The sequence below is a fragment of the Pseudoalteromonas sp. R86517 genome, from assembly GCF_042466295.1.
GTDB lineage: Bacteria > Pseudomonadota > Gammaproteobacteria > Enterobacterales > Alteromonadaceae > Pseudoalteromonas > Pseudoalteromonas atlantica.
In genome coordinates this window covers 1,054,093-1,080,312 of the sequence record NZ_JAXHCB010000001.1, presented here as the reverse complement: position 1 = coordinate 1,080,312, position 26,220 = coordinate 1,054,093, and the positions used below count along the sequence as shown (strand labels likewise).

Sequence of the window (26,220 nt, the reverse complement as noted above, 5' to 3'; positions counted from 1 at the left end):
ACGCTTTGAATAGTGAACATATTATGGCGCGGTTTCAGCTAAGCCCTACTGCTGCGCCAAATCAAATAAAAGATACCCGTAAAAAGCGTGCCAGTGCGGTTATGCTGCCTATTATTGATGTTGATAACCACGCGCATATTTTATTGTGCAAACGCCCTACTTATTTACATCATCACCCTGGGGAAATTTGTTTACCCGGCGGTAAATTTGAGCAAAGCGATAAGCACCTGCGCACCACAGCGCTTCGAGAACTACACGAAGAGCTTAATATAGCGCCTAGTAATGTTAAAGTGCTCGGGCAGCTGCCACAATACTCTACCCTAACTGGCTTTAGCATTAGCCCATTTGTGGGTTTACTTGATGAACACACAGTATGGGAGAACGATTATAATGAAGTGCAAGCTAGCTTTTTACTGTCGCTTACCCAGCTTTCAAACGAGGCCAATTGGCAGCCCATTCCTTTTCAACGTTTTGGCAAAACCATCACCTTGCGAGGGTTTAGTACACCGCACGGATTACTGTGGGGAGCAACGGCTAGCATTATAAAAAACTTTACAAAACAGCTTGCCCTACCAGTGTAAAACTTACGGCCAAATAGTTACATAATATAGAATTAACGTTATGATACTCGACCGTTCAAAGAACAGCTTTCGGGCTGAGTAAATAAAGTAGAGACCCATAGTATGATCAGTGCATTTGATATGTTTAGCATTGGTATTGGCCCATCGTCGTCACATACCGTTGGCCCAATGCGTGCCTCGCGCTTATTTGTTAATGACCTACAAGAGCAACAACTTTTAACCTCTGTTACCGATATAAAGGTAGAGCTTTATGGCTCACTGGGTCAAACCGGCGTAGGCCATGGCTCTGGTAAAGCCGTTATATTAGGGCTTGCCGGCTACGACCCAGAAACAATAGATGCCGATTTAGTTGACGATATCCTTGCCACCATTGAAAAAGAGCAAGTGATATACCTCAACCAAACCCATAAAGCGAACTTTCCTAAGCAAGGGGCTATTGTTTTTCATCGCCGCAAAACCTTACCTAAGCACTCTAATGCAATGGAAATTATTGCCTCAAACAATGGCGAAAAAGTATATAGCAAAGTGTACTACTCTATTGGCGGCGGCTTTATTGTTACCGATGAAGAATTTGAAAACGAAAAACAAGCAGCCCTTGATATACGCGAACAAAACCCGGCTCCTTACCCGTTCGAAAGTGCAAAAGATTTACTAGAGCTGTGTAAAGAATCAGGCTTTAGTGTATCTACTTTAATGATGCATAACGAAAAAACGCTGCGCAAAGAAGACGATATTAAAGACGAGCTGTTTAATATTTGGCAAGTAATGAAAGCCTGTATTGAACGTGGCATGCGCACTGAGGGAATTTTACCAGGTGGTTTAAAAGTTAAACGCCGTGCACCTAGTTTGTATTTAAAGCTAAATGTAGAAGTGAGTAATGACCCACTCAGAGCAATGGATTGGGTGGATTTATTTGCCTTAGCTGTAAATGAAGAAAATGCCGCAGGTGGGCGCGTAGTCACGGCGCCAACAAATGGTGCTGCGGGTATATTGCCGGCCGTTTTAATGTACTACCACACATTTATTAAAGAAGTGGACCGCGACATAGCCACACGCTATTTATTAACCGCAGCGGCGATTGGTATTTTATACAAAAAAAATGCCTCTATTTCGGGCGCAGAAGTAGGCTGCCAAGGTGAAGTAGGTGTTGCCTGTTCAATGGCTGCCGGCGCACTCACCGAAATTGTTGGTGGTAATGTAGTACATGTTGAAAACGCCGCCGAAATAGGCATGGAGCATAATTTAGGCCTAACTTGCGACCCTGTAGGCGGATTGGTACAAGTACCGTGTATTGAGCGCAATGCCATGGGCGCCATTAAAGCAATTAATGCCTCTCGCCTAGCAATACGTGGCAGTGGCGAGCAAAAGGTGTCGCTTGATAAAGTGATTAAAACCATGCTCGATACCGGTAACGACATGAAAACCAAATATAAAGAAACCGCTCGCGGTGGATTAGCGGTAAACATTATTGAATGTTAAGCGTATAAAAACAAAAAACCGCGTATTTTAGCAATACGCGGTTTTTTAGTATTTATATAGTTAAAGTCTTACTATTTTACCGGCAGTTCTATGTCGGCAAATAACGCATCAACATCTTCTTGATTACGTAATAAGCTTGCTCGCTCTACTCGCTCTTTAGTTAAATGCGGGGCAAAACGCTCAATAAAGTCATACATATAAGTACGTAAAAAACTGCCCTTTCTAAAGCCAATTTTAGTTGTGCTAGCTTCAAATAAATGGCTGGCATCAATACACACTAAATCTGTGTCACTTAATTGATCAACGGCCATTGAAGCGACTACACCTACACCTAGCCCTAACCTTACATAAGTTTTAATTACATCGGCATCGGTTGCAGTAAACACAATGTGCGGCTCAAGGCCGTGCGCATTAAATGCTTTATCAAGCTCAGAGCGCCCAGTAAACCCAAATACATACGTAATAAGCGGATACTGCGCTATATCGGCAACGGTTAAATTGTCGGCCTTTTGTGCTAGAGGATGATCTTTTGCCACCACAATGCTGCGGTTCCAATGATAGCAAGGCAGCATAACTAAATCTGAGTATAAATGAAGTGCTTCAGTTGCAATGGCAAAATCTGCATCACCGCGCGCTGCTGCATCAGAAATCTGTTGTGGTGTACCTTGATGCATATGCAGCGAAACAGCTGGGTATTTTTTCATAAAGCCCTGAATAACACTTGGCAAAGCATAACGTGCTTGCGTATGTGTTGTGGCTATATTTAGTTTACCCTGATCAGGCAGCGTATGCTCATTAGCAACCGCTTTTATACCTTCGACTTTAGATAAAATTTCGCGAGAAATGTTAATTATTTCTTCGCCGGCCCCCGTTACATGCGTTAAATGCTTACCACTGCGGCCAAAAATTTGTACACCTAGCTCATCTTCAAGCATGCGCACTTGTTTAGATATACCAGGCTGTGAGGTAAATAAACTCTCAGCAGTTGCTGATACGTTTAGCTTATGGTTTTGAACTTCTACGATGTATCTAAGTTGTTGTAATTTCATGGTTGCAGTTTTTAACGTTATTATTAAGCTTATATGATGGTAATACTAAGCAAAACCAAGTTTAATTTAGTTAAAACTTGGCAAAGTAAGCACGTATATTTTCATTATTTAAGCATTAAGGCTAGCATAATAAACCCGCTGCAGATAGCGATGTTTATTCAGGTTCAACTTATAATACATTATTCTTATATCTAATTTTTAACATATTTTTAAGTTAATCAGCGCAAAGCTACCCTCAAAGCATATATTTGATGTAATATAAAAAAATAGATTATGAATCCGAGAATTAAGCCATGATCGTTTCGATTATAATTGTGCTTATAGTGGCACTGATAGTGATTGCACTGTGGGTAAGCGCTGTACAGCAGCATAAAGAAAAGCAAGAAATTGAACGTCGCAAAGAATTAACAAAACAAAAAGCGATAATTGAAGAAACCGAAGAAGCACTTATGAATAGCGCTAATATTCCGCTTTCTGAAAACATTATACGCGTTTTACAACGTAGATGTTACGAAGCACTTAACGCTATGGTGAACCATTCACCTAATTCTAAAGCATTAAAAAGCAGAATGAACGAAGCTAAAGAAAAGCTAAGTGGTGCAGTACAAGGTAATAGCAGCGACAATTTATCGTTACCAAGTAACGATAAGCAGTTAGTCTCGTTAATTCAGGGCATAAAAAAGCTTAGAGTTATTATGCGCTCTGAACACAGTAAAGGCCGTGTAGATAGCCAAATATTTGCAGCAGAAGATAAACGCCTAGAAAAGTTACAACTCAGAATTAATATAGAAAGCCAAATTAAACGCGGTTTATCTGCTCGCTCAGCGAGCATGGTGGGCTCTGCTAGGCAATATTTTGAAAAAGCCTATGCCACACTTAGTGCCGTTACCTATTCTGATGAATACGTAAACGCAAAACGCCAAGAAGTTGAAGCCTATTTAGAAGAAATAAGCACCGAACTAAAAGCATCAAATGCCACTGCCTTGAAGAAAAAAGCAGAAGCAGAGCAAGATGACTTAGACGTATTATTTGCACCTAAAAAGAAATGGTAATTTTAAATACCCAAAAGAAAGCCCATACATAATTTATGGGCTTTTTTGTATCTGTTAAGCTTTTACCAATGGGTAAATACTAACGTATTTTGAGGCACTACCTAGCGCTAACTACATTATAAACGCTCATTTACCACAACATAGATACGCAAGGTATAACAACGCAGCGGCATGAGCGATAGACACTAAATAATAAATGTTTACCCACCCTCAAACTAAGCCTCTTAGCTAAAAGAATGGGTATTAGCTATTACGATAAAAATGCAAACTTGATAATAAATAACGCTGTTAAAATCCACACGCTAATACTAACCTGATCGCGTTTACCACACAGTACTTTAACCGCAGTGTACGATATAAAACCAAGAGCAATACCGTGCGCAATAGAGAATGTAAGCGGCGTCATAAGTAGTACCACACTTACCGGAATTGCATCGCTCATGTCATCCCAGTTTACAAACTTAAGGTTTTGCAGCATTAATACCGCAACGTATAAAATAGCACCCGCTGTTGCATAAGCCGGCACCATTTGCGCAAGCGGCGCAAAAAACATCATTAGTAAAAAGCATATACCCACAACAACAGCTGTTAAGCCAGTACGCCCACCAACCGATACACCGGCCACAGACTCAATATAAGAAGTAGTGGTAGAAGTACCTAACATTGCACCCGCAATAGTAGCTGTACTATCGGCACTTAAAGCACGCCCTAAACGTGGCATATTGCCTTTTTCATCGGCTAAGCCTGCTTTTTGAGTTACAGCAACTAACGTGCCTGATGTATCAAATAAATCAACAAACAAAAACGCAAAGATTACACTCAGCATAGAAAGCTCAAAGGCTGCTGCAAAATCAAGTTGCATGAAGGTAGGTAAAATAGACGGTGGCATTGACATTACGCCGTGGTACTCAACTAAGTCGAGGCTTAACGCAATGCCCGTTACTAGCAAAATGCTAATAAGTACGCCGCTTTTTATATCACGATAAAGCAAAGCAGCAATGACAAAAAAGCTTAAAATAGCTAATAAAGGACCTGCCGAAGTAATATCGCCAAGCTGTACTAATGTAGCTGGGCTTGAAACAATAATGCCTGCATTTTTAAGCGCAATTAACGCTAAAAACGCACCAATACCAGTGGCAATAGCCTGCTTTAAAACCAGAGGGATAGCATTAATTATCCACTCTCTGACCTTAAACAAACTTAATATTAAAAATATACAACCAGACATAAATACCGCACCTAATGCAGCTTGCCAGCTATAACCCATGCCCAGTACAACACCGTAAGTAAAAAATGCGTTTAAACCCATGCCCGGCGCAAGTGCTAAAGGGTAATTAGCCCACAATCCCATAATAAAACAGCCAATAGCAGCCGCAATACAGGTAGCAACAAATGCAGCACCTTGATCCATGCCTGCTTCCGCAAGCATTGCAGGGTTTACAAATACAATGTAAACCATAGTAATGAAAGTAGTGATTCCAGCAATGCTTTCGCGTCGCACATTGGAGTTGTTTTCGCGGAGTTTAAATAGAGCTTCGAGCATAATAGACTTGTGATAGTAAAAAGTGACGTGATTTTACCATAAAATTAAGTATAAACAGGACATTTTACCTTGCGATATACTAAACTGTTGACGTAGAAACTATAAAAAAGAAAATATATGAATAAGACTCAGCCTAGCGGACAAGACTTAGAGCAGCAATTAAACAATATTTTAGATTTTGTAACACAGCCTACAAACCACAGCGCTGAAAACAAGAGTGATGTAAGTGAGCAAACAACACTTAACAAAGCACTGTATTATTTAAAGCATAACCAGGCACCGTTGGCAGCTAAGTGGATGCGCCTTGCCGCAATGGCCGGAAATCATCGCGCCCAGTTTTATTTAGGGTTATTTTTTGTCAAAGGCCAAGGCGTACCAAAAAGCGTATTTCACGCAGCAGCATGGCTGAGTTTAGCCAGCAGCCAAGGCTATGAACCGGCAACCGCTGCTTTAAATGATTTAAGAAAATATATCGACACCAAACGTCTTAAAGACGCTCAGTGCTATGCAGCCAGTTTGTATGAGCAAATCCACCAAATTCAGTTTGCCCACTTAATCCCAAAAAATGACTAACTACTGTATAGCTAACAGCTAAGCACTGTAAAACACACTAAAATAACTGTATAGCCATCCCTTAAGTACTGTATAACGCTGCTACACTTTATACAGTACTGCAAACACCCTCAGCTTTCACTTACACGACTTAAATTATAACACACTGTTTTTAAAGTGTTATTTTTATTATTTATTTTTTAAAACCATTAACTGTATAAAAAATAACAAAAAACGCTTGCACACAACAACTGTATAAACTACTGTATACATGTACTGTATATAAACCCAGTGAGTGAGACCTATGCTACAGCCAATTACCGTAAGAACCGTTAAAAGCTACCAACAACATAATGAAAGTGAGTCGGTAAACTTAATAAAAGTAGAAGATGAAATTTCTGCTACGTTTGAGATGCTAAAAGTGTTGCACCAATACAATAGCTCTAACGCGTGGACCTTACTGATTGCGCCCGACCATGTGCCTAGTAAAGCCTTGCTAGATAGCTGCTCTATAGATACCAGCAAACTGCTTGTAATAAGACAAAAGCATTTAGTAAATTTAGAGTATGTACTTAATTCAGCACTTCATAATGGGAACTTTGCAGCCATTATTACGTGGACAGATATAGTAAGTGAGCAGCAGCTTGTTAATTTATCGCTTAATTTAAACAAAAGAAGCGCTAAGCTATTTTGCTTTACTAAAAAAACCAGCACTACAGCAATATCACTTACTCAATAAGCTTGGTAAAATGCATTTTTAATTTATGTTAATTAGTATTTTATGAGTGTAACTAGTACTAGCGCTTGCTTATGCAACAGTCAGCTTAATTATGGCGACTGTTGCCAGCCTTATCATCTTGATATAAAAACCCCAACAACACCTGAGCAACTAATGCGTTCGCGCTTTAGTGCTTATGCATTAAAAAATGCATCTTATGTATTTAAAACTTACGCCAAAGAAAAACAAGCACAAAACCCAGTAAATGAAATTGCTGACTTTGCCAATAGCTGCCGCTTTGTAAAATTAGTTGTGCGCGATACGCAGCAAAGTGATGAGCGAGGTTATGTTGCCTTTAACGCGTATTATTTTTACCAAAACTTATATTGTGAATTAGATGAGAAATCAGACTTTATAAAAGAGGACGGTGAATGGCGTTATTTAGAGGGTATTATTAATCCGGCCGCCGATATAAAAGTTGCCAGAAACGACCCCTGCCCATGTGCAAGCGGTAAAAAATATAAAAAGTGTCACAGTGTATAAAATAAGCTAAACACTTAGCATAAAATAGCTTTTTATTTAAGCGCTACTCTATACCACTAAACACGTTAATAACTGCCATAAACAAAAATGGACCATCTAGGTCCATTTTCTACAATATTGCTATTGGTTATTCATCATCATCTAGATCGAACGATTCACGCTGCGCAGGTCTAGCTAAAATCTCAACATAGAATGAAGTAAGCGCCTGCTTTTCGATTTCGCTGATCTTGTTGTTAATTTCAGCTACGTGAACAACTTCGGCATCATCGGCACTTGTGCCAAACTTACAGTCAAACGCCCAGTAATCAGCTTCAACAGGTAGCGTTTTATTGCGCTCTCTTTTCAAATATTTTTTCACTTCATGCTTTGCAGCATCAACCATACGAGGGTATTTGATTTTCTCATGATTTAGCGTGAATGTTTTCTTCATTACGTTCCTAATTACCTTGATTTAATGATAATGGCACTCAAGTCATACCATTTGCAGCCATTATAGCAATTGCATTTAATTTGTGGATGCTTTTTTTAAACAAAAAAAGAATTGTTCTATTTTATTGCATAACCGGTTATTAAATATAAGGTGTTTTAGGCTTTTAAAACGCACAAGTGTTAAATTATTTTTATGCGTTAGCAACAAGCAATGGCTTATGTATAGCCTCATTAGTTAAATCGTCATAAAATGCTGCGGCGTCCATTTGTGGACTTGCAAGCGCGGTGTGCGTGTCATTTAAGCGCCTGCGTACTGATAGTTCACAATTATCGATTACTGTTAAAGGAATATGTAACTTGTCATCTCTAATCGCTAGTGGCTCAGGCTTTAAGCAGTGGCTTAATTTTATTGCTTTCATGCCTGCTTGCTCGCCTTGTTGAACAATCATCGACGCGTGCTCTTGCCCTATGGTCATATCAAATTTTTCGGGAGCTAATAATTGCTTTGGTCCAGCACCAAAGCGCTCCCTTAACTGTTCTTCGTCTACATAAGCACTATGCGTTTCACTTTTTGGCAAGTGAAATTGACTAAAATCCAGCACATCGTGCGATAGCATCGCTAATAAAAGTGAGAATTCGCCTCTGCGATTTTCATGCACACTTTTATTTAGCCTAGTCTTTAGTTGACTCTCTGTGATTAACAAATCATCGATTTGCATAGTCTTTAGCCGATTATGATAACTGGTAGATATTTATCGGCTTTATTTCAAATTTCTTTAGCTTTTTTCTTTACTTAAATACGCAGTTTGCTATTATCAGCGCCGTTGCATTGGAGGGGTTCCCGAGCGGCCAAAGGGATCAGACTGTAAATCTGACGGCTCAGCCTTCGCTGGTTCGAATCCAGCTCCCTCCACCACTTTTCTTACCGCTAAGTTAAGTGGGGCCAAATGTAACAAAATAGTGTGGAGGGGTTCCCGAGCGGCCAAAGGGATCAGACTGTAAATCTGACGGCTCAGCCTTCGCTGGTTCGAATCCAGCTCCCTCCACCACTTCTTATCTTCAGTATCCTTTTCTATACCTTTTTCATTACTATTTAAAACTTCATTTTTAGACTAATTATCAAATACCCACTGTAATGTTGCCCCGTGGTTTTTAAGCCATGCTGATGCAGATTTATAATCGGGATAAAAATTAGCTACGCGCTTCCAAAAAGCGCTGCTGTGGTTCAAATACTTTAAATGAGCCAATTCGTGCACAATAACATAATCAATTATACGATGAGGCGCCCCAACAAGGTTAAGGCTAAAGGTTAGCTCTCGCCGAGAATTACAACTCCCCCACTTACGTTTATAACTTCCAATCGTCAATTTAGTCGGTAATGCTTCTGACATCTGTTGGCAATAATAAGCTAAACGCATTTCAATGTAGTTTGTTAGCGTTTCTTCAAGGGCAAGGCAAAGTAACTGCTTGCGTTTTTCAGGCTGTTTTTTTACTCGATTAGAAGTGTAAATAGTAAACTCGCTATCGGATTGCTGAACATGCGAGCGTGTCCCTTTTGCAAAAGTAATGGTATATGGCTTAGCAAAAACCATTATTTGCTGGTTTTTAAACGGGTGTTGTTGAGTATCAATGGCATTAAGTTGTTTATGTAATTGCGCAGTTACCCACTCTTTTTTACTAAACAGCCATTGTTCTATTTGTAGTTTTGGCACGTGCGTAGGCGCATAAACAGTAACTAATTTTTGGCTAACTTTTATTGCCACTGTTTTACGCCTTGCACTGCGTTTTAGCTGATACTCAAACAAGGTGTATGCTCTAAATATAAATAAAAGCGTATTATAAAGCCTTATTTAATCAATGCAGTTATTTAGCGATAAATAAGTGGGCTCAGTGTTTATTATTATTTTTATTTACGCAAAATCACGTCTTATTAATGAAGCACGTTACGCATGTTAATACTTTAATGCTAAAAAGTAACCTCGCTGATTTATAATATAAATTATTAGATTAACAGTTTATTTATAAAATAAATCTATTAAACTAGTTCAATAAAGATACTAATTTGAGCCACTATGCTGTCTGCATTTTTTATAACCGACCACGATCCGAGCCTCATTATCAACGGTGCATATAACCCTATACTGGTTAGTTTATCGGTCATTACCGCTATTTTTGCTGCCTTTTTTACGATCTGGTTGGTTGATGTAGCAAAGCAAACAAAGTTCGAAAGCTATAAACGCTTAGCCAATGTGACCGGTGCCACTGTTTTATCGGCCGGTATTTGGAGTATGCATTTTATAGGTATGTTGGCCTTTTCGTTATGCACAGAAATACACTACGACCCAATCATTACCGTTTTGTCTTTTTTACCGGCGTTTATTGCATGTCAGTACGCTTTTTCGATTTTAGTAAAATCGCAAGGGTCATACAAACACCTTATTATTTGCTCTATTTTACTAGGCTCAGGCATTGGTACAATGCACTACAGCGGCATGGCAGCAATGGAGCTGGCCCCGTTACTACGTTATGATGCAATCATATTTGCTTTATCAATTGTGGTCGCTGTTGGTTTATCGTTCATAGCACTTTTTACGCGTTATCATTTAACGCGTTTGCTACCTAATTTATCACAACTGCAAGCCCGCGCTATTACCGCTGTTATTTTAGGCTCAGCGGTGGCAGGTATGCACTATATGGGTATGGCTGCTACCCGCTTTGTTGCAACCTCTCCGCTTTTACCCGATTACGAAGAGTCAACCACTGAGCTTGCTTTTGTGGCTATTGCCGTAGCTACCGCGACCGTTGCTATAACCTGTGTCATTGCAGTTATAAATGGCATGGTTAGATACCGCTTACTGCTTGAGGAAAAATCGGCGGATGAATCTCGACTAAATGCTATTTTAGGCACTGCTATTGATGGCATTGTGACTATAGATCACACCGGCATTATTTTGAGCTTTAACGAAGCGGCCAGCAAAATTTTTGGTTGGCGAGAAAACGAAGTTCAAGGTCATAATGTAAAAATGCTGATGGCCGATGAAATCGCTCGCCACCATGATGGCTATTTGTCTCACGCCAAAAATGTAGATCTAGGAAAAGTAATTGGTATAAATAGGGATGTGTCTGCCAAACACAAAGATGGCCACCTTTTTCCTATTCGCTTAGGTATAGGGGAAGTTAATCAGCCAGGCCATATGCCGTTATATGTTGGCTTTATCACCGATTTAACCGAACAACGCGCTATGCAGCAAAGTCTTATTGAAAAAGAGCAAAAGTACCGCTCTTTAATGGATAATATGCCTGGCGCTGCTTTTCGCTGTAAGTACGACGAAAACTGGAGCATGTTATTTATCAGCCCAACAGTGGCTGAGCTAACAGGGTACACGCCAGAAGAGTTCACAGAAAGCTGCATTGAACTTAACGACCTTATTTTAAAAACAGATCAGCCAACGGTAAACGAAGCCGTAGCGCAAGCCATGACCTCAAGTTTAAAGTACTCGGTAGAGTATCGTATTCGCCACCGTAACGGCAAAGTTGCCTGGGTATTAGATAAAGGCAGTATTACCTGTGATAAAGATAATAACCCGCAGTGGATAGATGGGGTATTGGTTGATATTACCGAGCAAAAAGAATACGAAGACAAACTTGAACAGGCAAAATTGCAAGCTGAAGAAGCAGCGCACGCTAAGCAATCTTTTATGGCTAATATGAGCCATGAGATCCGCACGCCGATGAATTCTATTATCGGTTTTAGCGACCTACTGATGGACACTCCGCTAAACCAAGAACAGCAAAAACACTTGGTTACAGTTAATAATGCGGCGCGTTCATTATTAAGGTTACTTAACGAAGTGCTTGATACCGCAAAACTTGAGCGCGGAAAGCTAACTATTGAACCCGTTCACTTTAGTTTAAAACAAGTACTCGATAGCATTATTTCGACATTTTGGCTTGAAGCAAAAAAGAAAGACTTGCGTTTAAAGTTGAACATTAAAGATTCTGTTGCCACAACTTACTATGGCGACCCAGATAGGTTAAGGCAAATTTTAACTAACCTCATCGGTAACGCCATTAAATTTACCGAGCAAGGTTCGGTTGAGCTAACTGTAAGTACCACGCAAACTGATCAGCTCTTTTTTGAAGTGCAAGATACCGGCATAGGTATTGCCAAAGACCGTGTTAAAGCTATATTTCAGCCGTTTGTTCAGGCCGATGGCACCACTACTCGTCGCTTTGGCGGTACAGGCCTTGGAACAACCATTAGTAAACAATTAGTAGAGCTAATGGGCGGCACTATAAACCTAGTCAGTGAAGAAAACAAAGGTAGCTGCTTTTACTTCTCTTTACCGCTTAAACAAGGCGATGCAGAAAAAATAGACCATTTCGATGGCCTGCACACTCAATTACCATCGCTAAGGGTACTTGTGGTGGATGATATTGAGCAAAACACCGAGCTGCTTTCGTTATTACTTTCTAAAGATCAACATTTGGTAAGCAAAGCAAGCAACGGTTTAGAGGCTATTGCAATATTCGAGAAACAAGATTTTGATGTCATCTTAATGGATATTCATATGCCTGAGTGTGATGGCATAGAAGCAACCACAAAAATTAGAGCCATAGAAAAGCAAAGGCAGCTTAAATTTACCCCCATTATTGCGTTAACGGCAAGCGTTCTACAGCAAGATAAACTCACAGCTAAACGTGCCGGCATGAACGGCTTTGCTAATAAGCCGATAGATATAAATCAGCTTAACCAAGAAATTGCCCAGGTGCTTGGCTTAGGTATTGCTAAAGATATGGTTATTAGCCAATCAGACCCTGAGGCTAAACACATCGACTTTGAAAAAGGTGTGATGCTTTGGGGTAATAAATGTAAGCAGTTAACCGAAATTGCCAAATTTATCAATGACAGCAATAAACGATTTGATATTTTATTTAACAGTAAGTTATCTGAGATTAAAGACGCCAATAGCCTGATACATACCCTTAAAGGGGTCGCTGGTAATTTAGGCCTAACAACATTAATGAATTTATTAGCCAAGTTAGAGCGCGAGCAAACTTCTGAGCAATCTACAGCGTTAGTAACACAAATAAAAGGCGAGTTAGAGACAATAACGCAATTAATATCAGGCGATGAGTGCGCACAAATCACGCCTGCTGAGAGTGAAAATAATGAACAAAAAAGCACGCTAAGTGCGGCTGAATTAAAGTCACTGTGTGAAACGCTACACCATGAAGCGCAAAGCGCCGAGCTCAACGATGATTTACTTGCGCAGCTTGAAAATAACGCCCCTGCACACTTACAAACTCAAATAAATGAGGTTGTAAACGCATTTGATGAATTTGACTTTGATCAGGCGCAACACGTGCTAGACGGTCTAATTAAAGAGTTTACCCAAGAATGAGAATATTGAATGGATTTTAGCAACGACAAACCACGTATATTAATCGTTGACGATGAACCTGCTAACTTAAAAGTCATGCGAGAAGTATTAGGTAATCAATACCGTATGTCTTTTGCTAAATCGGGCGCTGCAGCACTTGCGCTACTAGAAAAAGAACAGCCTAAACTTATATTACTCGATATCATGATGCCCGATATGAATGGCTTTGAGGTGTGCGAAATACTTAAAAGCACACCCGCGCTTTCGCATATCCCAATTATTTTTGTAACGGCTTTGGGTGATGAAAGCGATGAGTTTAAAGGCTTTGAACTTGGTGCTGTTGATTACATTACTAAACCTATTAGCCCTGCGATTGTGCGCGCACGTGTTAAAACGCATTTATCGCTTGTACAAGCCGAGCAATTAAAGCAAGCCCATGTTGATTTAGTACATCGATTAGGCCGCGCTGCAGAGTACAAAGACACAGACACTGGCGAGCACATTGCTAGGATGAGCCAATACAGTAAATTATTAGCATTAGAATTTGGCATGGGTGAGCAACAAGCAGAGCTACTTCGCCAAGCAGCCCCCATGCACGATGTAGGTAAAATAGGTATTCCGGATGCTATTTTATTAAAACCTGGGCGATTAACCCCTGACGAATTTGACCACATGAAACAGCATGCGGCTATTGGCGCGCAAATTTTAGCAAATTCCTCATCACCGCTATTACAACTTGCCCATAAACTGGCTATAGAGCACCACGAAAAGTGGGATGGCAGTGGCTACCCTAATGGTTTAAAAGGCGAACAAATATCGGTTGAAGGGCGTATTGTGGCTATTGCAGATGTATTTGATGCCCTTACCTCAAAACGCCCGTATAAAGAGGCTTGGGGTGTAGAAGAGGCGCTTGAGCATATGCAAGCACAAGCGGGTAAACACTTTGACCCCCACCTCATCAATTTATTTGTAAATAAGCTCGATGCTATAATCGCAATTAAAAACGCATATCAAGAGCAACACTAAGTATTGCGCGTGCGTGAGCCTTGTTTTACATCACCATATACCGCTTTTATGTGCGGGTAGTCATGAGAGGTTATTTCGTGGCTATTCCCACTGTTATCTTTAAAATAAAGTGAAAACGTTACACCGTGATCGGCCAGTACTGTTTTTATGTTTAAGCCATTTAAATAATCAACCCAACAAATAAACTGTGCACCGGTGGCTGCAAACGCAATACCTTTGCTTCGCCCTTGCCCTTCAAATAACGCTAAACGCGTTGTTTTTGCGCTATCTTCAAGTGTGAGTGGCCCTTTGCCATTTTCATCCCAAAAGACAAGCTCTTCAACTACGCTAAAGCCTAGTACCTGCTTGTACCACTTTAGCGCTTCTGGGATGTTTTCAACATTAAGGTGGCAATGATCAATGCCCGATAATAAAGGAGCGCTCATATTATTGACCAATTTCTGATTTTAGCTGCTCTAAAAACGCATGCATATACTCTGTGCGTCGCTCTGCCTCGGCTTTAGCTGAGGGCGTATTCATGCTCTTAGCAATATGAAGCAATTTAATAAAAAAATGATCAAGGGTATAGGTTTTATCATCTGCTTCGCGGTTAACGCAAAATGGGTCATCAGGGTTATACAGTAAGCGGCTAATAGAGCCCCCTACTTTCATACAACGGCTAACGCCTATTGCACCGAGTGCATCCATTCTATCGGCATCTTGCACGATTTGCGCTTCTACAGTTTTAACCGCTATATTGGCGCTAAAGCTATGGGCAGCAATAGCATGATGAATATCATCAAACAAACATGCGTCGTAGTTAATTGATTTTAAAAACGCAATGGCTTTATCTGCCGCCATAGTAGATGCTTTTGCTCTATCAGGGTGGTTTTTTGCCACCGCAACACAATCGTGCATCCACGCCGCTGGCAAAACAATATTCATATTGGCTTGCTCGGCGTGACATAATTGAATGGCAACACGCACTACGCGTTCAATATGCGTTATGTCGTGTGCTACATCGGCATGTATTAACGAAGTAATAAATGAGCGACATTGAGAATCAAGCTGTTGTAACTCAGGGCTTAAAGCAGTGTTGGCCACAGTGATGTTCCAAAAAACTAATTTATATGGGAATTATCCGTACTTTAACGTGCTTTACACCTCCCTTGCAAAACATTCATTGTATGTTGCCCTATGCTTGACTAAAATACAGCGCTTATTTATTACAACTGAGAAGCCTTATGTCATCTGCCGTTTACCTACAAGCTGGTCGCGAAAAATCATTAAAAAGAAAACACCCTTGGTTATTTTCAAAAGCCATCAAAAAAATTAAAGGTAAACCAGGCTTAGGTGATACGGTCACCATTCACGACAGCGAAGGTAAATTTTTAGCCACCGCTGCTTATAGCCCTCACTCACAAATAAGAGCGCGAGTGTGGAGCTTTGATGAAAAAGAAGTAATAGACCAACACTTTTTTGAGCGTCGCTTACGCCGTGCTTTAGATGCTCGCGAGCATGCAATAGCCGAAGGCGGTTTAACTGGCTTTAGGTTGTGTGCTGCTGAGTCTGACTACTTGCCAGGTGTAACCATTGATAAGTTTGATAACACCTTAGTTTGCCAATTACTAAGTGCCGGCGCTGAGCGCCATAAAGGTGAAATTGTAGGCGCGTTAATGGCTATTTTTCCTGGCGCGAATATTTATGAGCGCTCAGATGTAGACGTGCGCACCAAAGAAGGCTTAGAACCTATTAAAGGTGTACTGTGGGGCAACGAACCTTCAGAACCTGTGGTTATTGAAGAAAATGGCTTAAAGCTTGAAGTAGACATTTTAGAAGGTCATAAAACAGGCTTTTACCTGGATCAACGTGATAGCCGCGCAGCACTTGAGCGCTTTTCAAAAGATAAAACCGTATTAAATTGCTTTAGCTACACAGGTACTTTCTCACTTTACGCACTGCGTGGTGGCTGTAAACACGTCACTAATGTTGATGTATCACAACCAGCACTGGATACCGCTAAGCGTAACGTAGAGCACAATAACTTAGATTTAAATAAAGTCGATTTTGTAAAACAAGATGTGTTTAAGCTATTACGCCAATACCGTGAGGAAGGTAAACAGTTTGACACTATTGTGATGGACCCACCAAAATTTGCAGACAACAAAGCGCAGTTAACCGGTGCATGTCGTGGTTATAAAGATATAAACATGATTGCTATGCAAATATTAAAACCAGGCGGTACATTACTTACCTTCTCGTGCTCTGGATTAATGGAGCAAAACTTGTTTCAAAAAGTGGTAGCAGACGCTGCGCTAGATGCAGGTAAAGAGCTATTGATTATGGAGCGTTTAAATCAAGCGGCCGATCACCCTATTGCTGGCAGTTACCCTGAAGGCTTTTACTTAAAAGGCTTGATTTGTAAGGTTTACTAAAAATTATTGTTATTACCTACAAGGACGTAGGTAATAAAATCGAACGTTGATTAACACCCACAATCGCAAAAGCCAGCCGCTTGGTGTTTATTCAATTTAATTAAACTGAACTATTTCTAATCCTGCGGTAATGGTGCCATCGTCTTCTTTGCTAGCACGTATAACTTTAGCCGTTGCATTTAAAGAGGCAATACTTGGGTGAGTCGATTCTATATTAACCTGTAGCAAAGTATCGAGCTCAAGCAAGTCATCTAAATGAAGTGATAACCCAGTGGCACTTAAATCAACACATTCTGCGGTATAATTTAGCCCAGCAACTGGCTCTATTGTTGTTAATTGCGCAGGGGTATTAACCTGCATACGTCTAAAATTGCGCTTATCTTCAGTAAACATGCATCACCTTTAAACAACCGTGTTTATTTGCTCAAATAAAGTACCCATCGAAAACGGTTTTACTACATAGGCATCACACCCTGCATCAAAGCCAGCTTGCTTTTCCGAGGGCGACTCTAAGCCCGAAACCATAACAACAGGTATATTTTTAGTCTCAGGCGTGTGCTTAAGCATCCGACATGTATCATACCCATCGAGGCCAGGCATACATACATCAAGCAAAATAATATCCGGCGGGTTAGCAATGGCAGACGCCAAACAGCTTTTACCCGAGTCAGCATAACTAACATCAAATTTTGAAGTCAGGGCAGATTTAAGCATTTCATAATTGAAATACTCGTCATCTACAACTAACAATCGCTTAATCTTATGTTCAACCGATGAGGACATAGGTATGTCGCTTCCTTCTCAACCAAAAATAAATCCTTCTATTAAGGTACTAAGCTTAATAGAAAATGCAAGTTTTATTCTATCTCTTTTATCGCATTCATAACGCGTTTTGCAGAAATAGGATATGGGGTACCTAAGGTTTGCGCAAACAGTGACACCCTAAGCTCCTGCTGCATCCAAAAAATAGCGTTTACCTGTTGCGGAATAGGCAAGCCTTTTGGAATTTTATTTACGAGCTTTTTGTACTCTTGCGCTACTTTTTCAAGTTCTAAAACGCACAATCTATCGCGGTTAGGATCAACAGGCAGTTTTTCTAAACGTTTTTGAATCGCTTTTAAATAACGAATTAGGTCGGGCATTTTATTCGCACCGTGAGCACTGACAAACCCTTTGAAGATAAGTGACTCAAGCTGCGATTTTATATCGCCATGGGCAGTTATCATAGTTAAATCGACACGCCCTTTCATTTTTTTATGTAACGCGTGAGCGATGCTTAAAACTTGTTCAACCTGTGTGGCAATTTCTACCACAGCATCGCCTAGCTCTCCCCTAATTTGCTCTTTAACTTTATCAAAAGCGTCTTCATCGCGTATATCGCCATGCTTTATTAATAAGCTGTCTACGCCGGCGGCAATACAATCATCAATTAAATCTGCAATTTTCCCAAACGGGTTAAAGTACAAGCCCAGTTTGGCTTTATTAGGCAAGTTTTGCTGAAGGTACTTTATTGGCGACGGCACATTTAATAAAACTAAACGCCGTAAACCTTGCTGATGCGCTTGCTGAGCTTTTTCTTCACTATCAAAGAGCTCAATTGCCGCTGTGGATTTTTTATCTACCAGCGCTGGGTAAGCTTTTATTTCGTATTGGCCTTGCTTTTTAACGTACGAGGCAGGCAAAGCGCCAAAGTCCCATTGTGTTAAATCAGCTTTTTCAATGCCTTTATCAGCCACCTTCGATAGCGTATCAGTTACTTTACCTTGCAGCTGTGCTTTTAGTTTTGCTAAATCTAGCCCGCGTGCAAGCAATTTATCGTGCTCATCACGCACCTCAAACTGCAACCTTAAATGAGGCGCCAGTGCGTTTAAATCCCACGCTTCTATATCTACTTTTACGCCTGTCATTCTTAGTAAGCGTGTAGTAAGTGCATCAAGTAAGCTGCCTTGCATAGGCTCAATGGCTGCCAGTACAGCATCAGCGTAATTGGGAGCAGGTACAAAGTTACGACGTAACGACTTAGGTAACGATTTAATTAAACCACTTATTAGCTCATGCCTAAAAGCAGGTATGTGCCAATCAAACCCGGTTTCTTGCACTTGGTTTAAAAGTGCTACCGGTATTTGTACAGCCACCCCATCAACAGCTTGTCCTGGATCAAAATGATAGCTCAGCGGCAAAATGATATTATCTTGCTGCCATGTATCAGGGTAATCAAACTCAGTAATATTACTTGCACCGTGCTGCATAAGCTCTTCACGGGTCATGTATAGGTAGCGTTTATCTTTTTGCTTTTGGGTTTTATACCACTTTATAAAGGCTGCACGGTTGTTGATTTCTTTAGGTATTTTTTTATCGTAAAATTCAAATAACGTTTGCTCATCAACCAAAATATCGCGACGTCGCGATTTATGCTCAAGTACCTGAATATCTTCTATTAGCTCGCGGTTGTACGCTAAAAATTGCTCATTTAAGCCAAGCTCTTGCTCTACAAGGGCGGTGCGTACAAACAGCTCACGGCTAACTTTAGGATCTATATTGCTATACACACAGCGGCGTTTATTAACCACCAATAAGCCGTACAAGGTTTGTTGCTCGAACGCGATAACAGCGCCTGGTTTTTTCTCCCAATGCGGCTCAGAATAGCTTCGTTTTACTAAATGCTGTGCAAGGGGCTCTACCCAATTAATATCTATTTTGGCATTAATGCGTGCGTATAGTTTACTGGTCTCTACCAGCTCTGCCGACATAATCCATTTGGGGCTCTTTTTAAATAATCCAGAACCCGGAAAAATATGAAACTGGCTATTACGAGCGCCTTTATATACTTGCTTTTCGTCTTTAAAGCCTATGTGACTTAACATGCCGCTCAGTAACGCTTTGTGTATTAGCTCAGAGTCAGCCACTTGCGTGGTGGCTTTAATTTTCATTTCGTTGCACACAGTGCTTATTTGATAAACAATGTCTTGCCACTCACGAATACGCATATAAGCTAAAAAGTCTTTTTGGCACAACTTTCTAAACTGGCTATTTGTCAGCTCACTTTGCTGCTCTTCTAGGTAATTCCAAAGATTTAAAAAAGCAATAAAATCTGAGTCAGGGTCATCAAAGCGACTGTGTTTTTCGTTCGCTGCGGCGCGTTTTTCTTGCGGGCGCTCTCGTGGGTCTTGAATCGACAGCGCTGCCACAATAATAATAACTTCTCGTAGTGCACCGAGCTTATTAGCCGTCAACACCATTTTAGCTAAACGCGGGTCGACCGGTAGGCGGCTAAGCTCACGCCCTGATTGCGTTAAACTCGTTTGATGGCGCTTTTTACTCGGCTTAATCGCCTGAAGCTCTTCAAGTAGGGTTAAACCATCGTTAATATTGCGACTATCTGGCGCTTGTACAAACGGAAACTCGCTCATATCGCCAAGCCCTAATGCCAACATTTGCAAAATAACAGAGGCTAAATTAGTGCGCAGTATTTCTGGGTCTGTAAATTCAGGGCGAGATATAAAGTCATCTTGCGAATACAAACGAATACAAATACCCGCTTCAACACGGCCGCAACGTCCCATACGTTGGTTCGCACTTGCCTGAGAAATAGGCTCAATAGGTAAACGCTGTACTTTAGTACGATAGCTGTAACGGCTAATACGCGCTGTACCTGGGTCTATTACATAACGAATACCCGGCACCGTTAATGAAGTTTCGGCTACGTTGGTTGATAAAATAATATGGCGGCGCGAATGCGGGGCAAATATACGATTTTGCTCTGCGTTAGATAAGCGCGAATAAAGTGGTAATACGTCGGTGTGTTTTAAATTACGTTTAGAGAGCGCCTCTGCGGTATCGCGTATTTCGCGCTCGCCATTTAAAAATATGAGAATGTCCCCTGGCCCTTCAGCGCACAGCTCATCTACCGCATCAAAAATACCTTGCAGTTGGTCGCCTTCGGCTTCCATAGCGCCTTTATTTATATCGCTTATAGGGTTATAGCGCACCTCAACGGGGAATGTACGTCCCGATACTTCAATAATTGGCGCATCATCAAAGTGCTTTGAAAAACGTTCAGGATCAATGGTCGCCGAGGTAATAATAACTTTTAAGTCGGGGCGCTTTGGCAGTAAGTTTTTTAAATACCCCAAAATAAAATCGATATTTAAGCTGCGCTCATGGGCTTCATCAATAATGATGGTGTCGTACTGATTTAAAAAGCGGTCTTGTTGTATTTCGGCGAGCAAAATACCGTCGGTCATCAGTTTTACATACGTATTATTAGAAACCTGATCGCTAAAACGTATTTTAAAACCGATTTGTTGGCCAAGTTCACATTTCATTTCCTCAGCAATGCGGTTAGCTACACTGCGCGCGGCTAAACGTCTTGGCTGGGTATGGCCAATAAAGCCATCAACCCCACGGCCAAGCTCTAAACACATTTTTGGTATTTGTGTAGTTTTACCTGAGCCTGTTTCACCGGCAATAATCACCACTTGATTATTCGCAATGGCGTCTTTAATGACGTCCTTTTTTTGACTTACCGGTAATTGCTCAGGGTACGTTACAGCGGGCAGCTCAGCTAAACGTTTTTCACGTAGCTGCTGGCTGCGGGTAATATCAGCCGCTATTTTTTCAAGGGCATTGGCCTGCTTAGTCTCGTCTTGTATTTTTTTTACGCCATGTAAGCGTTTTTTAAATATAAACTGATCTTTTTTTAAGCACGTTTTAAGCTCGCCAAACAACTGACCTAGGTTTACCACCCGCACACCTTATAAATTTAATAAATGAGGGCTAATAGTATCAAAATAAACGCGCAGCGTTAATCCTACAATCCCTATAAGGCTTATATATCACGCTATTGGTTTTTAAAAATTCCCACAAAGGTTGCTTGCGTGTTTGATTTGCTCGCTCGGTACATGCCCGTGGTATTAAATGGCATACTAATATGACCTTTAGCATCCACAATAATAACCCCACCTGTACCACCTATAGGCGCAAGCACTTGGTTAATAACCTCATCCCCAGCTTGTTCAATGGTTTTATTTTGATATTTAACGCGTGCACAAATATCACTGGCAACACTGTAACGAATAAAATACTCGCCGTGACCGGTGGCCGACACCGCACACGAATCGTTTTCAGCAAATGTACCCGCGCCAATAACAGGGGAATCGCCAATGCGGCCAAAACGTTTTGCGGTCATGCCACCTGTAGATGTACCTGCGGCTAAATTGCCGTTTTTATCAAGTGCCACTGCGCCTACGGTGCCCATTTTATAATTTGTTGGCAGGGCCTTATGCGCAGCTTGGTAGTTTTTGCTGGTTGCTTTTTCTAATTTTTGCTTTGCTTTTAAAAGTGCTTCATAACGGTGCTTAGTATCAAATATATTATTTTCTATCAGCGCAACGCCCTGCTCTTTTGCAAATTCTTCAGCGCCTTGACCACTAAGCATTACGTGTACTGAGTTATCCATTACTAAGCGGGCTAATTGAATTGGGCTTTCTATGTGCTTTACGCCAGCGACCGCACCCGCTTGACGGTTTCGCCCATCCATTATTGAGGCATCAAGTTCATGGCTGCCATCATAGGTGTACACTGCACCACGCCCAGCATTAAAGTAAGGCGACTGCTCTAATACTTCAATAGCAGTGGTGATTGCATCTAAACTTTCGCCGCCCTTTTCAAGTACGCTGTAACCTGCTTCAACAGCTTCGGCTAGTTTTGCTCGGTAGGCTTTTTCTTGCTCTGGGGTAAATTTTGCTTTTTCAATTGTGCCTGCTCCACCATGAATCGCTATAGCAAACGGGGCTTGTTCACTTAATACTTGCGTGCTTAGTGTTAAGCAGCCGCTGGCTAAAACTGACAATAAGAATGTTTTTTTCATAGTGCGCTCTTTTTTAAATTTAGTATTGAATTTACTTTGAATGGTTACACGTATTTTTTCAACTAATATCAACGGTATTAAGTTAGCACTTTATTTAAGCACTTAATAAACAGCCTAATAATAATGCGAAATACGAGGGTGTTATTTCCCTTCATCACCCCTACTTTTTAACCCAATTGGCATAGAGTAAGTTTAATGGCACAAAAAAAGCGCCATCAGGCGCTTTTTAGCTAAACGTGTATGTAATTACGCGTCTTGCTTAGCTTTTAAACGTGCTAAACGTGCTACTTGGTGAGTAGATGTTAAGAACGAATAGATAGGTGCTAAGTAACCGCGCTTACGAAGCTCTAAAAATTCTTCATCGCTAAGCGAGTTAAGTTTTTTCTCATCGATAAGGTAAATACCGTTGATGTCTTTTTTCTCGCCTTTAATGTCTACAGTTAGCGTTTGCGCTACTAGTAGCTCTTTATCAGCTAAGTATTTAGTGAATGCTTCTGTTACTTGAGAAAACTCAATGAAAGACACTAAAGACTCTTTACGACGCTTTAAGTAGTCAGTTTCTTCACCGTTTTCAAATAATGCGTTACCTTCTTCTTCACCTACAAGCGAGCTTGCTTCGTCAATCACAATACCGTACTGATCTTGCTCAGGGTGCTTTACTAGACCTAATGGGTAGCGCGTTGATGCCATAGGAGCAAAAGCTGCTGTCCATTTACCATCTTCTACAAACAGGTTTTCGCCTGGCTCTAGGCCAAACATTGCAACTGCTTGGAAAGTACCGCTTTCGTTGTTTTTAACAAAAGACATTGGGAATTCATTTGCTACGCGTGCAAACTCATGTGCAACTACTGGCACTAAATGTTGAGTTTTCATAAATTCAACGTTGATGCCGTTTTGAATTTTAGTGTTGGCATGCTTTTCGTTGTGTAAAGGCTGTACTTGTTGCTCCGCCATGTTACTGCTCCGTTTATTTTTAATATATATGTTTCATTGTTAATGCCTTTAGGCTAATGCTTTTGAACGAAAAAAGGAAGGGAAAGTTTTATGACAACCGTCATGAAAAAATAAAGTTTAACTAAATCTAGGCGTTGCTAAAAAACAGACAATAAAAACGCAACCAATACGCTCAAAAACAGTACAAATAACGGGTAATTTTAATACAGCGCCATAAAAACCATTAACATTGGTTAACAGTTTGACGGTATTTTTTGAATAGGTTTAGCACGTTATTTAGCCAAATAAAAAGGCAGCTTAATTAAGCTGCCTTTTTAAACTGTAAATGAGCGGCTAAATTAAGGCGCCCAATACACTTCAATATTTATGCTTGGGTGGTTTAGCACAGCGCGAAGTGGCATATCGTTTACATCGCCACCCGCTTTAGCTTGCTTGTAAACCGCTAGCTTTTCTTCACCACTGATCAGGAGTTTAACCACTTTAGAGTTTGCTATTGCATTTAAAGTCAGTGTCATACGCTCTGTAATGCTGCCTGTCACGTCGCTTTCTATTGCATTAATAGCACACACAGTTTGCTGTGTTGTTAAACCATGCTCAAGGCCCTGCGCATGTGGGAACAAAGACGCTGTATGGCCATCTGGGCCCATCCCTAAAATTGTTACATCATACGGTGCTTTTAAAGCGCCATAAGCGGCTTCACATACTTGTGTACCTTGCTCGGCCGTTGCTGCATCGTTTTTCATGGTAATAAAATTAGCGGCACTGCCGTAATTTTGTAACAAGGTGCTTTTTATAAACGCTTCGTTACTTTTTTCGTGGCTTGGCTCAACCCAGCGCTCATCAACCATGGCAACATCTACATTTTGCCAATCTAAATCAAGCGTTGATAAGTGCTTGTACGCTGGCGCCGGAGACGAACCGCCCGATACCATTAGCACAGCACGGCCATCACTTTTTGTGCCATCACGTAAAGATTGCTCAAGCGTGTGTGATAGCTCAGCGGTTAACTCATCTTTTGAGTCAAAAAATTTTTCAACAAGTGTTGCCATACCTTACGCCTTATCGCCTGTGTTAAACCACACGTGGTTGTTTTCAGCTAATAATTCATCAGCATCATCCGGTCCCCAGCTACCAGCACGGTAAAGTGCAGGTTTGCCTTTGGTTTGCCAGCGCTCAATAATTGGATCTATCCATTTCCACGCTTGACGAACTTCGTCACGGTGTATAAATAACGATGGGTTATTAGCTGCAGCATCAAGCATTAAGCGTTTGTACGCATCAGAATGGAAACCGTTGCTGTATGCTTGAGAAAGCTCAATATTCATCGTTACCGGCTCTAATTGCATTTCAAGATTATCAAGGCGCTTAGACATAAGCGTTAATTGAATCGTCTCTTCCGGCTGCAAACGAATAACAAGGCGGTTTGGCTCAATATTACCCACGTTCTCTTCATAAATATTGTGCGATACTTTTTTGTACTCAACCACAATTTCTGCACAACGTTTAGCCATACGCTTACCAGTACGAAGATAAAAAGGTACCCCCGCCCAACGCCAGTTATCAATGTGTGCACGAATAGCCACAAAGGTTTCTGTTTTACTTGAACCTTCGTTAAGCTCTTCTAGGTAACCTGGTACAATTTTACCGTTTAAGTCCCCTGGTACATATTGACCGCGAACGATATTTTCATCTACGTCACCTTCTAGTAACGGACGAAGTGCTTCTAATACTTTAAGTTTTTCAGTACGGATGCTATTTGCGTTTAATTTATTTGGTGATTCCATTGCCACTAAGCACAATAACTGTAACAGGTGGTTTTGCACCATGTCGCGCAGTGCTCCGGCTTTATCGTAAAAACCAGCACGGCTTTCAAGGCCTACCGTTTCAGATAAACTAATTTGAATATTATCAATAGATTTAGCATCCCACATGTTTTCAAACAGTGAATTTGAAAAACGCAGTGCCATTAGGTTTTGTACTGTCTCTTTACCTAAGTAGTGGTCAATACGGAAAATTTGCTCTTCGTCAAAAAACTCTGCAATTTTACCATTGATAGCCTCTGCTGATTCGCCGCAGTAACCAATTGGCTTTTCAACAACCACACGTGAAGTGGGTGTGATCAAACCTTTCGTTGATAAAATTTCACAACATGTGCCATAAACAGCAGGCGGAAGTGATAAATAAAATACGCGAGATTTATTGCTGTCGTGCTCATCTAAAATGCCTTTAAGTACATCCCAGTTGTCGTCAGCTTCGGTTACGTTGCTTACTACAGGCACTAAGTAAGTAGAAAATGCTTTCCAATCTTTAGCGTTAAATTCGCCTTTACTCAAAAATTCTTTCAGTGCGTTGTGTGCTGTTTCTATGTAGTCAGCACGCTTACTTTCTTCACGCACTGTAGGCAGAATACGCGAGCCTTCTGGTAAGTTGCCTTCTTGATATGCTCTGTACATTGCAGGTAGCAATTTGCGTAACGCAAGATCACCACCGCCCCCAAAAATTATAATATCAAAAGGATTAAGCATAGTTACTCTCTACGTTTGTAATACCTAAAAGCGACTTCCATAAGCCGCTTGGTATGCAGGTTTAGTGCTTGAATGACAGTGGCTCTTAGTGTTAATAAAAGC

General features: G+C 40.8%; 23 protein-coding genes and 2 tRNA genes. 11 read left to right on the top strand and 14 right to left on the bottom strand.

From position 1 onward, the window contains the following. The first annotated feature begins 5 nt into the window (after window positions 1-5). Window positions 6-581 (top strand): CoA pyrophosphatase, encoded by a 576-nt coding sequence (locus tag SJY38_RS04850; protein ID WP_186807292.1) that lies wholly within the window; start codon window positions 6-8, stop codon window positions 579-581. Window positions 582-683: 102 nt separating this feature from the next. Next, window positions 684-2,060: an L-serine ammonia-lyase gene (locus tag SJY38_RS04845; RefSeq protein ID WP_004589403.1), complete on the top strand. Its 1,377-nt coding sequence runs from the start codon at window positions 684-686 to the stop codon at window positions 2,058-2,060. 71 nt (window positions 2,061-2,131) lie between these two features. Here SJY38_RS04845 and cysB read toward each other — a convergent pair whose 3' ends face one another. Continuing rightward, window positions 2,132-3,109 (bottom strand): HTH-type transcriptional regulator CysB, encoded by a 978-nt coding sequence (gene cysB, locus SJY38_RS04840; protein WP_024032357.1) that lies wholly within the window; start codon window positions 3,107-3,109, stop codon window positions 2,132-2,134. Between the two features lie 293 nt (window positions 3,110-3,402). Here cysB and SJY38_RS04835 point away from each other — a divergent pair, with 293 nt between their 5' ends. Beyond that, window positions 3,403-4,161, top strand: a complete 759-nt coding sequence (locus SJY38_RS04835; RefSeq protein WP_126007531.1) for a hypothetical protein — start codon at window positions 3,403-3,405, stop codon at window positions 4,159-4,161. Window positions 4,162-4,411: 250 nt separating this feature from the next. On the opposite strand, the gene SJY38_RS04830 is transcribed toward SJY38_RS04835, so the two are convergent. Further along, entirely contained in the window at window positions 4,412-5,704 is a 1,293-nt protein-coding gene (locus SJY38_RS04830; protein WP_004589400.1) for an NCS2 family permease, read from the bottom strand. Window positions 5,705-5,821: 117 nt separating this feature from the next. Between SJY38_RS04830 and SJY38_RS04825 the strand changes: the two genes are divergently transcribed. The 3 genes from SJY38_RS04825 to SJY38_RS04815 all read left to right on the top strand — a co-directional run bounded on the left by SJY38_RS04825 (window position 5,822) and on the right by SJY38_RS04815 (window position 7,517). Next, window positions 5,822-6,277, top strand: a complete 456-nt coding sequence (locus tag SJY38_RS04825) for a tetratricopeptide repeat protein (protein ID WP_054983083.1) — start codon at window positions 5,822-5,824, stop codon at window positions 6,275-6,277. Between the two features lie 283 nt (window positions 6,278-6,560). After that, window positions 6,561-6,995, top strand: coding sequence for a SulA-like leucine-rich domain-containing protein (locus SJY38_RS04820; protein ID WP_029774255.1), 435 nt, complete (start codon window positions 6,561-6,563; stop codon window positions 6,993-6,995). A gap of 42 nt (window positions 6,996-7,037) precedes the next feature. Beyond that, window positions 7,038-7,517, top strand: coding sequence for a YchJ family protein (locus SJY38_RS04815; RefSeq protein WP_286744894.1), 480 nt, complete (start codon window positions 7,038-7,040; stop codon window positions 7,515-7,517). A 127-nt stretch (window positions 7,518-7,644) separates the two neighbouring features. On the opposite strand, the gene SJY38_RS04810 is transcribed toward SJY38_RS04815, so the two are convergent. Continuing rightward, entirely contained in the window at window positions 7,645-7,947 is a 303-nt protein-coding gene (locus SJY38_RS04810) for a DUF6172 family protein (protein WP_004589192.1), read from the bottom strand. A 190-nt stretch (window positions 7,948-8,137) separates the two neighbouring features. Continuing rightward, window positions 8,138-8,665, bottom strand: a complete 528-nt coding sequence (locus SJY38_RS04805; protein ID WP_286744898.1) for a VC2046/SO_2500 family protein — start codon at window positions 8,663-8,665, stop codon at window positions 8,138-8,140. A 112-nt stretch (window positions 8,666-8,777) separates the two neighbouring features. Here SJY38_RS04805 and SJY38_RS04800 point away from each other — a divergent pair. Next, window positions 8,778-8,862 (top strand) — tRNA-Tyr (locus tag SJY38_RS04800). A gap of 48 nt (window positions 8,863-8,910) precedes the next feature. Beyond that, window positions 8,911-8,995: transfer RNA gene (locus SJY38_RS04795), tRNA-Tyr, on the top strand. A gap of 63 nt (window positions 8,996-9,058) precedes the next feature. Here the strand turns inward: SJY38_RS04795 and SJY38_RS04790 are convergent. Beyond that, window positions 9,059-9,709, bottom strand: a complete 651-nt coding sequence (locus SJY38_RS04790) for a M48 family metallopeptidase (protein WP_286745247.1) — start codon at window positions 9,707-9,709, stop codon at window positions 9,059-9,061. A 309-nt stretch (window positions 9,710-10,018) separates the two neighbouring features. Here SJY38_RS04790 and SJY38_RS04785 point away from each other — a divergent pair, with 309 nt between their 5' ends. Next, a complete protein-coding gene (locus SJY38_RS04785; protein WP_377109351.1) occupies window positions 10,019-13,351 on the top strand; it encodes an MHYT domain-containing protein in 3,333 nt (1,110 codons plus the stop codon). 9 nt (window positions 13,352-13,360) lie between these two features. Further along, window positions 13,361-14,356: a two-component system response regulator gene (locus SJY38_RS04780; protein WP_055255630.1), complete on the top strand. Its 996-nt coding sequence runs from the start codon at window positions 13,361-13,363 to the stop codon at window positions 14,354-14,356. Here the strand turns inward: SJY38_RS04780 and SJY38_RS04775 are convergent. Both SJY38_RS04775 and SJY38_RS04770 read right to left on the bottom strand, forming a co-directional pair. Further along, entirely contained in the window at window positions 14,353-14,781 is a 429-nt protein-coding gene (locus SJY38_RS04775; protein ID WP_286745255.1) for a VOC family protein, read from the bottom strand. The genes SJY38_RS04780 and SJY38_RS04775 overlap by 4 nt on opposite strands. 1 nt (window position 14,782) lies before the next feature. Beyond that, a complete protein-coding gene (locus tag SJY38_RS04770) occupies window positions 14,783-15,439 on the bottom strand; it encodes an HD domain-containing protein (protein WP_377109350.1) in 657 nt (218 codons plus the stop codon). A 140-nt stretch (window positions 15,440-15,579) separates the two neighbouring features. Between SJY38_RS04770 and SJY38_RS04765 the strand changes: the two genes are divergently transcribed. Continuing rightward, window positions 15,580-16,770 (top strand): class I SAM-dependent methyltransferase, encoded by a 1,191-nt coding sequence (locus tag SJY38_RS04765; protein WP_121637668.1) that lies wholly within the window; start codon window positions 15,580-15,582, stop codon window positions 16,768-16,770. Window positions 16,771-16,866: 96 nt separating this feature from the next. Here the strand turns inward: SJY38_RS04765 and SJY38_RS04760 are convergent, their stop codons facing one another. The 7 genes from SJY38_RS04760 to zwf all read right to left on the bottom strand — a co-directional run bounded on the left by SJY38_RS04760 (window position 16,867) and on the right by zwf (window position 26,118). Beyond that, a complete protein-coding gene (locus SJY38_RS04760) occupies window positions 16,867-17,163 on the bottom strand; it encodes a PilZ domain-containing protein (protein ID WP_004589184.1) in 297 nt (98 codons plus the stop codon). Window positions 17,164-17,172: 9 nt separating this feature from the next. Continuing rightward, entirely contained in the window at window positions 17,173-17,553 is a 381-nt protein-coding gene (locus SJY38_RS04755) for a PleD family two-component system response regulator (RefSeq protein ID WP_024034218.1), read from the bottom strand. A gap of 74 nt (window positions 17,554-17,627) precedes the next feature. Beyond that, on the bottom strand, window positions 17,628-21,515 hold the full coding sequence (hrpA, locus tag SJY38_RS04750) for an ATP-dependent RNA helicase HrpA (RefSeq protein WP_377109349.1): 3,888 nt from the start codon (window positions 21,513-21,515) through the stop codon (window positions 17,628-17,630). 95 nt (window positions 21,516-21,610) lie between these two features. Next, window positions 21,611-22,639 carry an isoaspartyl peptidase/L-asparaginase family protein gene (locus tag SJY38_RS04745; RefSeq protein ID WP_377109348.1) on the bottom strand — a complete coding sequence of 343 codons (1,029 nt, stop codon included), beginning with the start codon at window positions 22,637-22,639 and terminating at the stop codon, window positions 21,611-21,613. Window positions 22,640-22,885: 246 nt separating this feature from the next. Further along, window positions 22,886-23,593 carry a SapC family protein gene (locus SJY38_RS04740; RefSeq protein WP_004589180.1) on the bottom strand — a complete coding sequence of 236 codons (708 nt, stop codon included), beginning with the start codon at window positions 23,591-23,593 and terminating at the stop codon, window positions 22,886-22,888. 338 nt (window positions 23,594-23,931) lie between these two features. After that, window positions 23,932-24,642: a 6-phosphogluconolactonase gene (gene pgl, locus SJY38_RS04735; RefSeq protein ID WP_273586759.1), complete on the bottom strand. Its 711-nt coding sequence runs from the start codon at window positions 24,640-24,642 to the stop codon at window positions 23,932-23,934. Window positions 24,643-24,645: 3 nt separating this feature from the next. After that, window positions 24,646-26,118, bottom strand: coding sequence for a glucose-6-phosphate dehydrogenase (gene zwf / locus SJY38_RS04730; protein WP_004589178.1), 1,473 nt, complete (start codon window positions 26,116-26,118; stop codon window positions 24,646-24,648). Between the last annotated feature and the right edge of the window lie 102 nt (window positions 26,119-26,220).

What these genes read in the sequence shown, in the direction of transcription:
- SJY38_RS04755 (WP_024034218.1), bottom strand. Translation starts at nt 17,553, where the DNA reads ATGTCCTCATCGGTTGAACATAAGATTAAGCGATTGTTAGTTGTAGAT.
- SJY38_RS04780 (WP_055255630.1), top strand. Translation starts at nt 13,361, where the DNA reads ATGGATTTTAGCAACGACAAACCACGTATATTAATCGTTGACGATGAA.
- SJY38_RS04835 (WP_126007531.1), top strand. Translation starts at nt 3,403, where the DNA reads ATGATCGTTTCGATTATAATTGTGCTTATAGTGGCACTGATAGTGATT.
- SJY38_RS04785 (WP_377109351.1), top strand. Translation starts at nt 10,019, where the DNA reads ATGCTGTCTGCATTTTTTATAACCGACCACGATCCGAGCCTCATTATC.
- pgl (WP_273586759.1), bottom strand. Translation starts at nt 24,642, where the DNA reads ATGGCAACACTTGTTGAAAAATTTTTTGACTCAAAAGATGAGTTAACC.
- SJY38_RS04805 (WP_286744898.1), bottom strand. Translation starts at nt 8,665, where the DNA reads ATGCAAATCGATGATTTGTTAATCACAGAGAGTCAACTAAAGACTAGG.
- SJY38_RS04765 (WP_121637668.1), top strand. Translation starts at nt 15,580, where the DNA reads ATGTCATCTGCCGTTTACCTACAAGCTGGTCGCGAAAAATCATTAAAA.
- cysB (WP_024032357.1), bottom strand. Translation starts at nt 3,109, where the DNA reads ATGAAATTACAACAACTTAGATACATCGTAGAAGTTCAAAACCATAAG.
- SJY38_RS04760 (WP_004589184.1), bottom strand. Translation starts at nt 17,163, where the DNA reads ATGTTTACTGAAGATAAGCGCAATTTTAGACGTATGCAGGTTAATACC.
- SJY38_RS04815 (WP_286744894.1), top strand. Translation starts at nt 7,038, where the DNA reads ATGAGTGTAACTAGTACTAGCGCTTGCTTATGCAACAGTCAGCTTAAT.
- SJY38_RS04825 (WP_054983083.1), top strand. Translation starts at nt 5,822, where the DNA reads ATGAATAAGACTCAGCCTAGCGGACAAGACTTAGAGCAGCAATTAAAC.
- SJY38_RS04745 (WP_377109348.1), bottom strand. Translation starts at nt 22,639, where the DNA reads ATGAAAAAAACATTCTTATTGTCAGTTTTAGCCAGCGGCTGCTTAACA.
- SJY38_RS04830 (WP_004589400.1), bottom strand. Translation starts at nt 5,704, where the DNA reads ATGCTCGAAGCTCTATTTAAACTCCGCGAAAACAACTCCAATGTGCGA.
- SJY38_RS04845 (WP_004589403.1), top strand. Translation starts at nt 684, where the DNA reads ATGATCAGTGCATTTGATATGTTTAGCATTGGTATTGGCCCATCGTCG.
- SJY38_RS04810 (WP_004589192.1), bottom strand. Translation starts at nt 7,947, where the DNA reads ATGAAGAAAACATTCACGCTAAATCATGAGAAAATCAAATACCCTCGT.
- SJY38_RS04775 (WP_286745255.1), bottom strand. Translation starts at nt 14,781, where the DNA reads ATGAGCGCTCCTTTATTATCGGGCATTGATCATTGCCACCTTAATGTT.
- zwf (WP_004589178.1), bottom strand. Translation starts at nt 26,118, where the DNA reads ATGCTTAATCCTTTTGATATTATAATTTTTGGGGGCGGTGGTGATCTT.
- SJY38_RS04740 (WP_004589180.1), bottom strand. Translation starts at nt 23,593, where the DNA reads ATGGCGGAGCAACAAGTACAGCCTTTACACAACGAAAAGCATGCCAAC.
- SJY38_RS04820 (WP_029774255.1), top strand. Translation starts at nt 6,561, where the DNA reads ATGCTACAGCCAATTACCGTAAGAACCGTTAAAAGCTACCAACAACAT.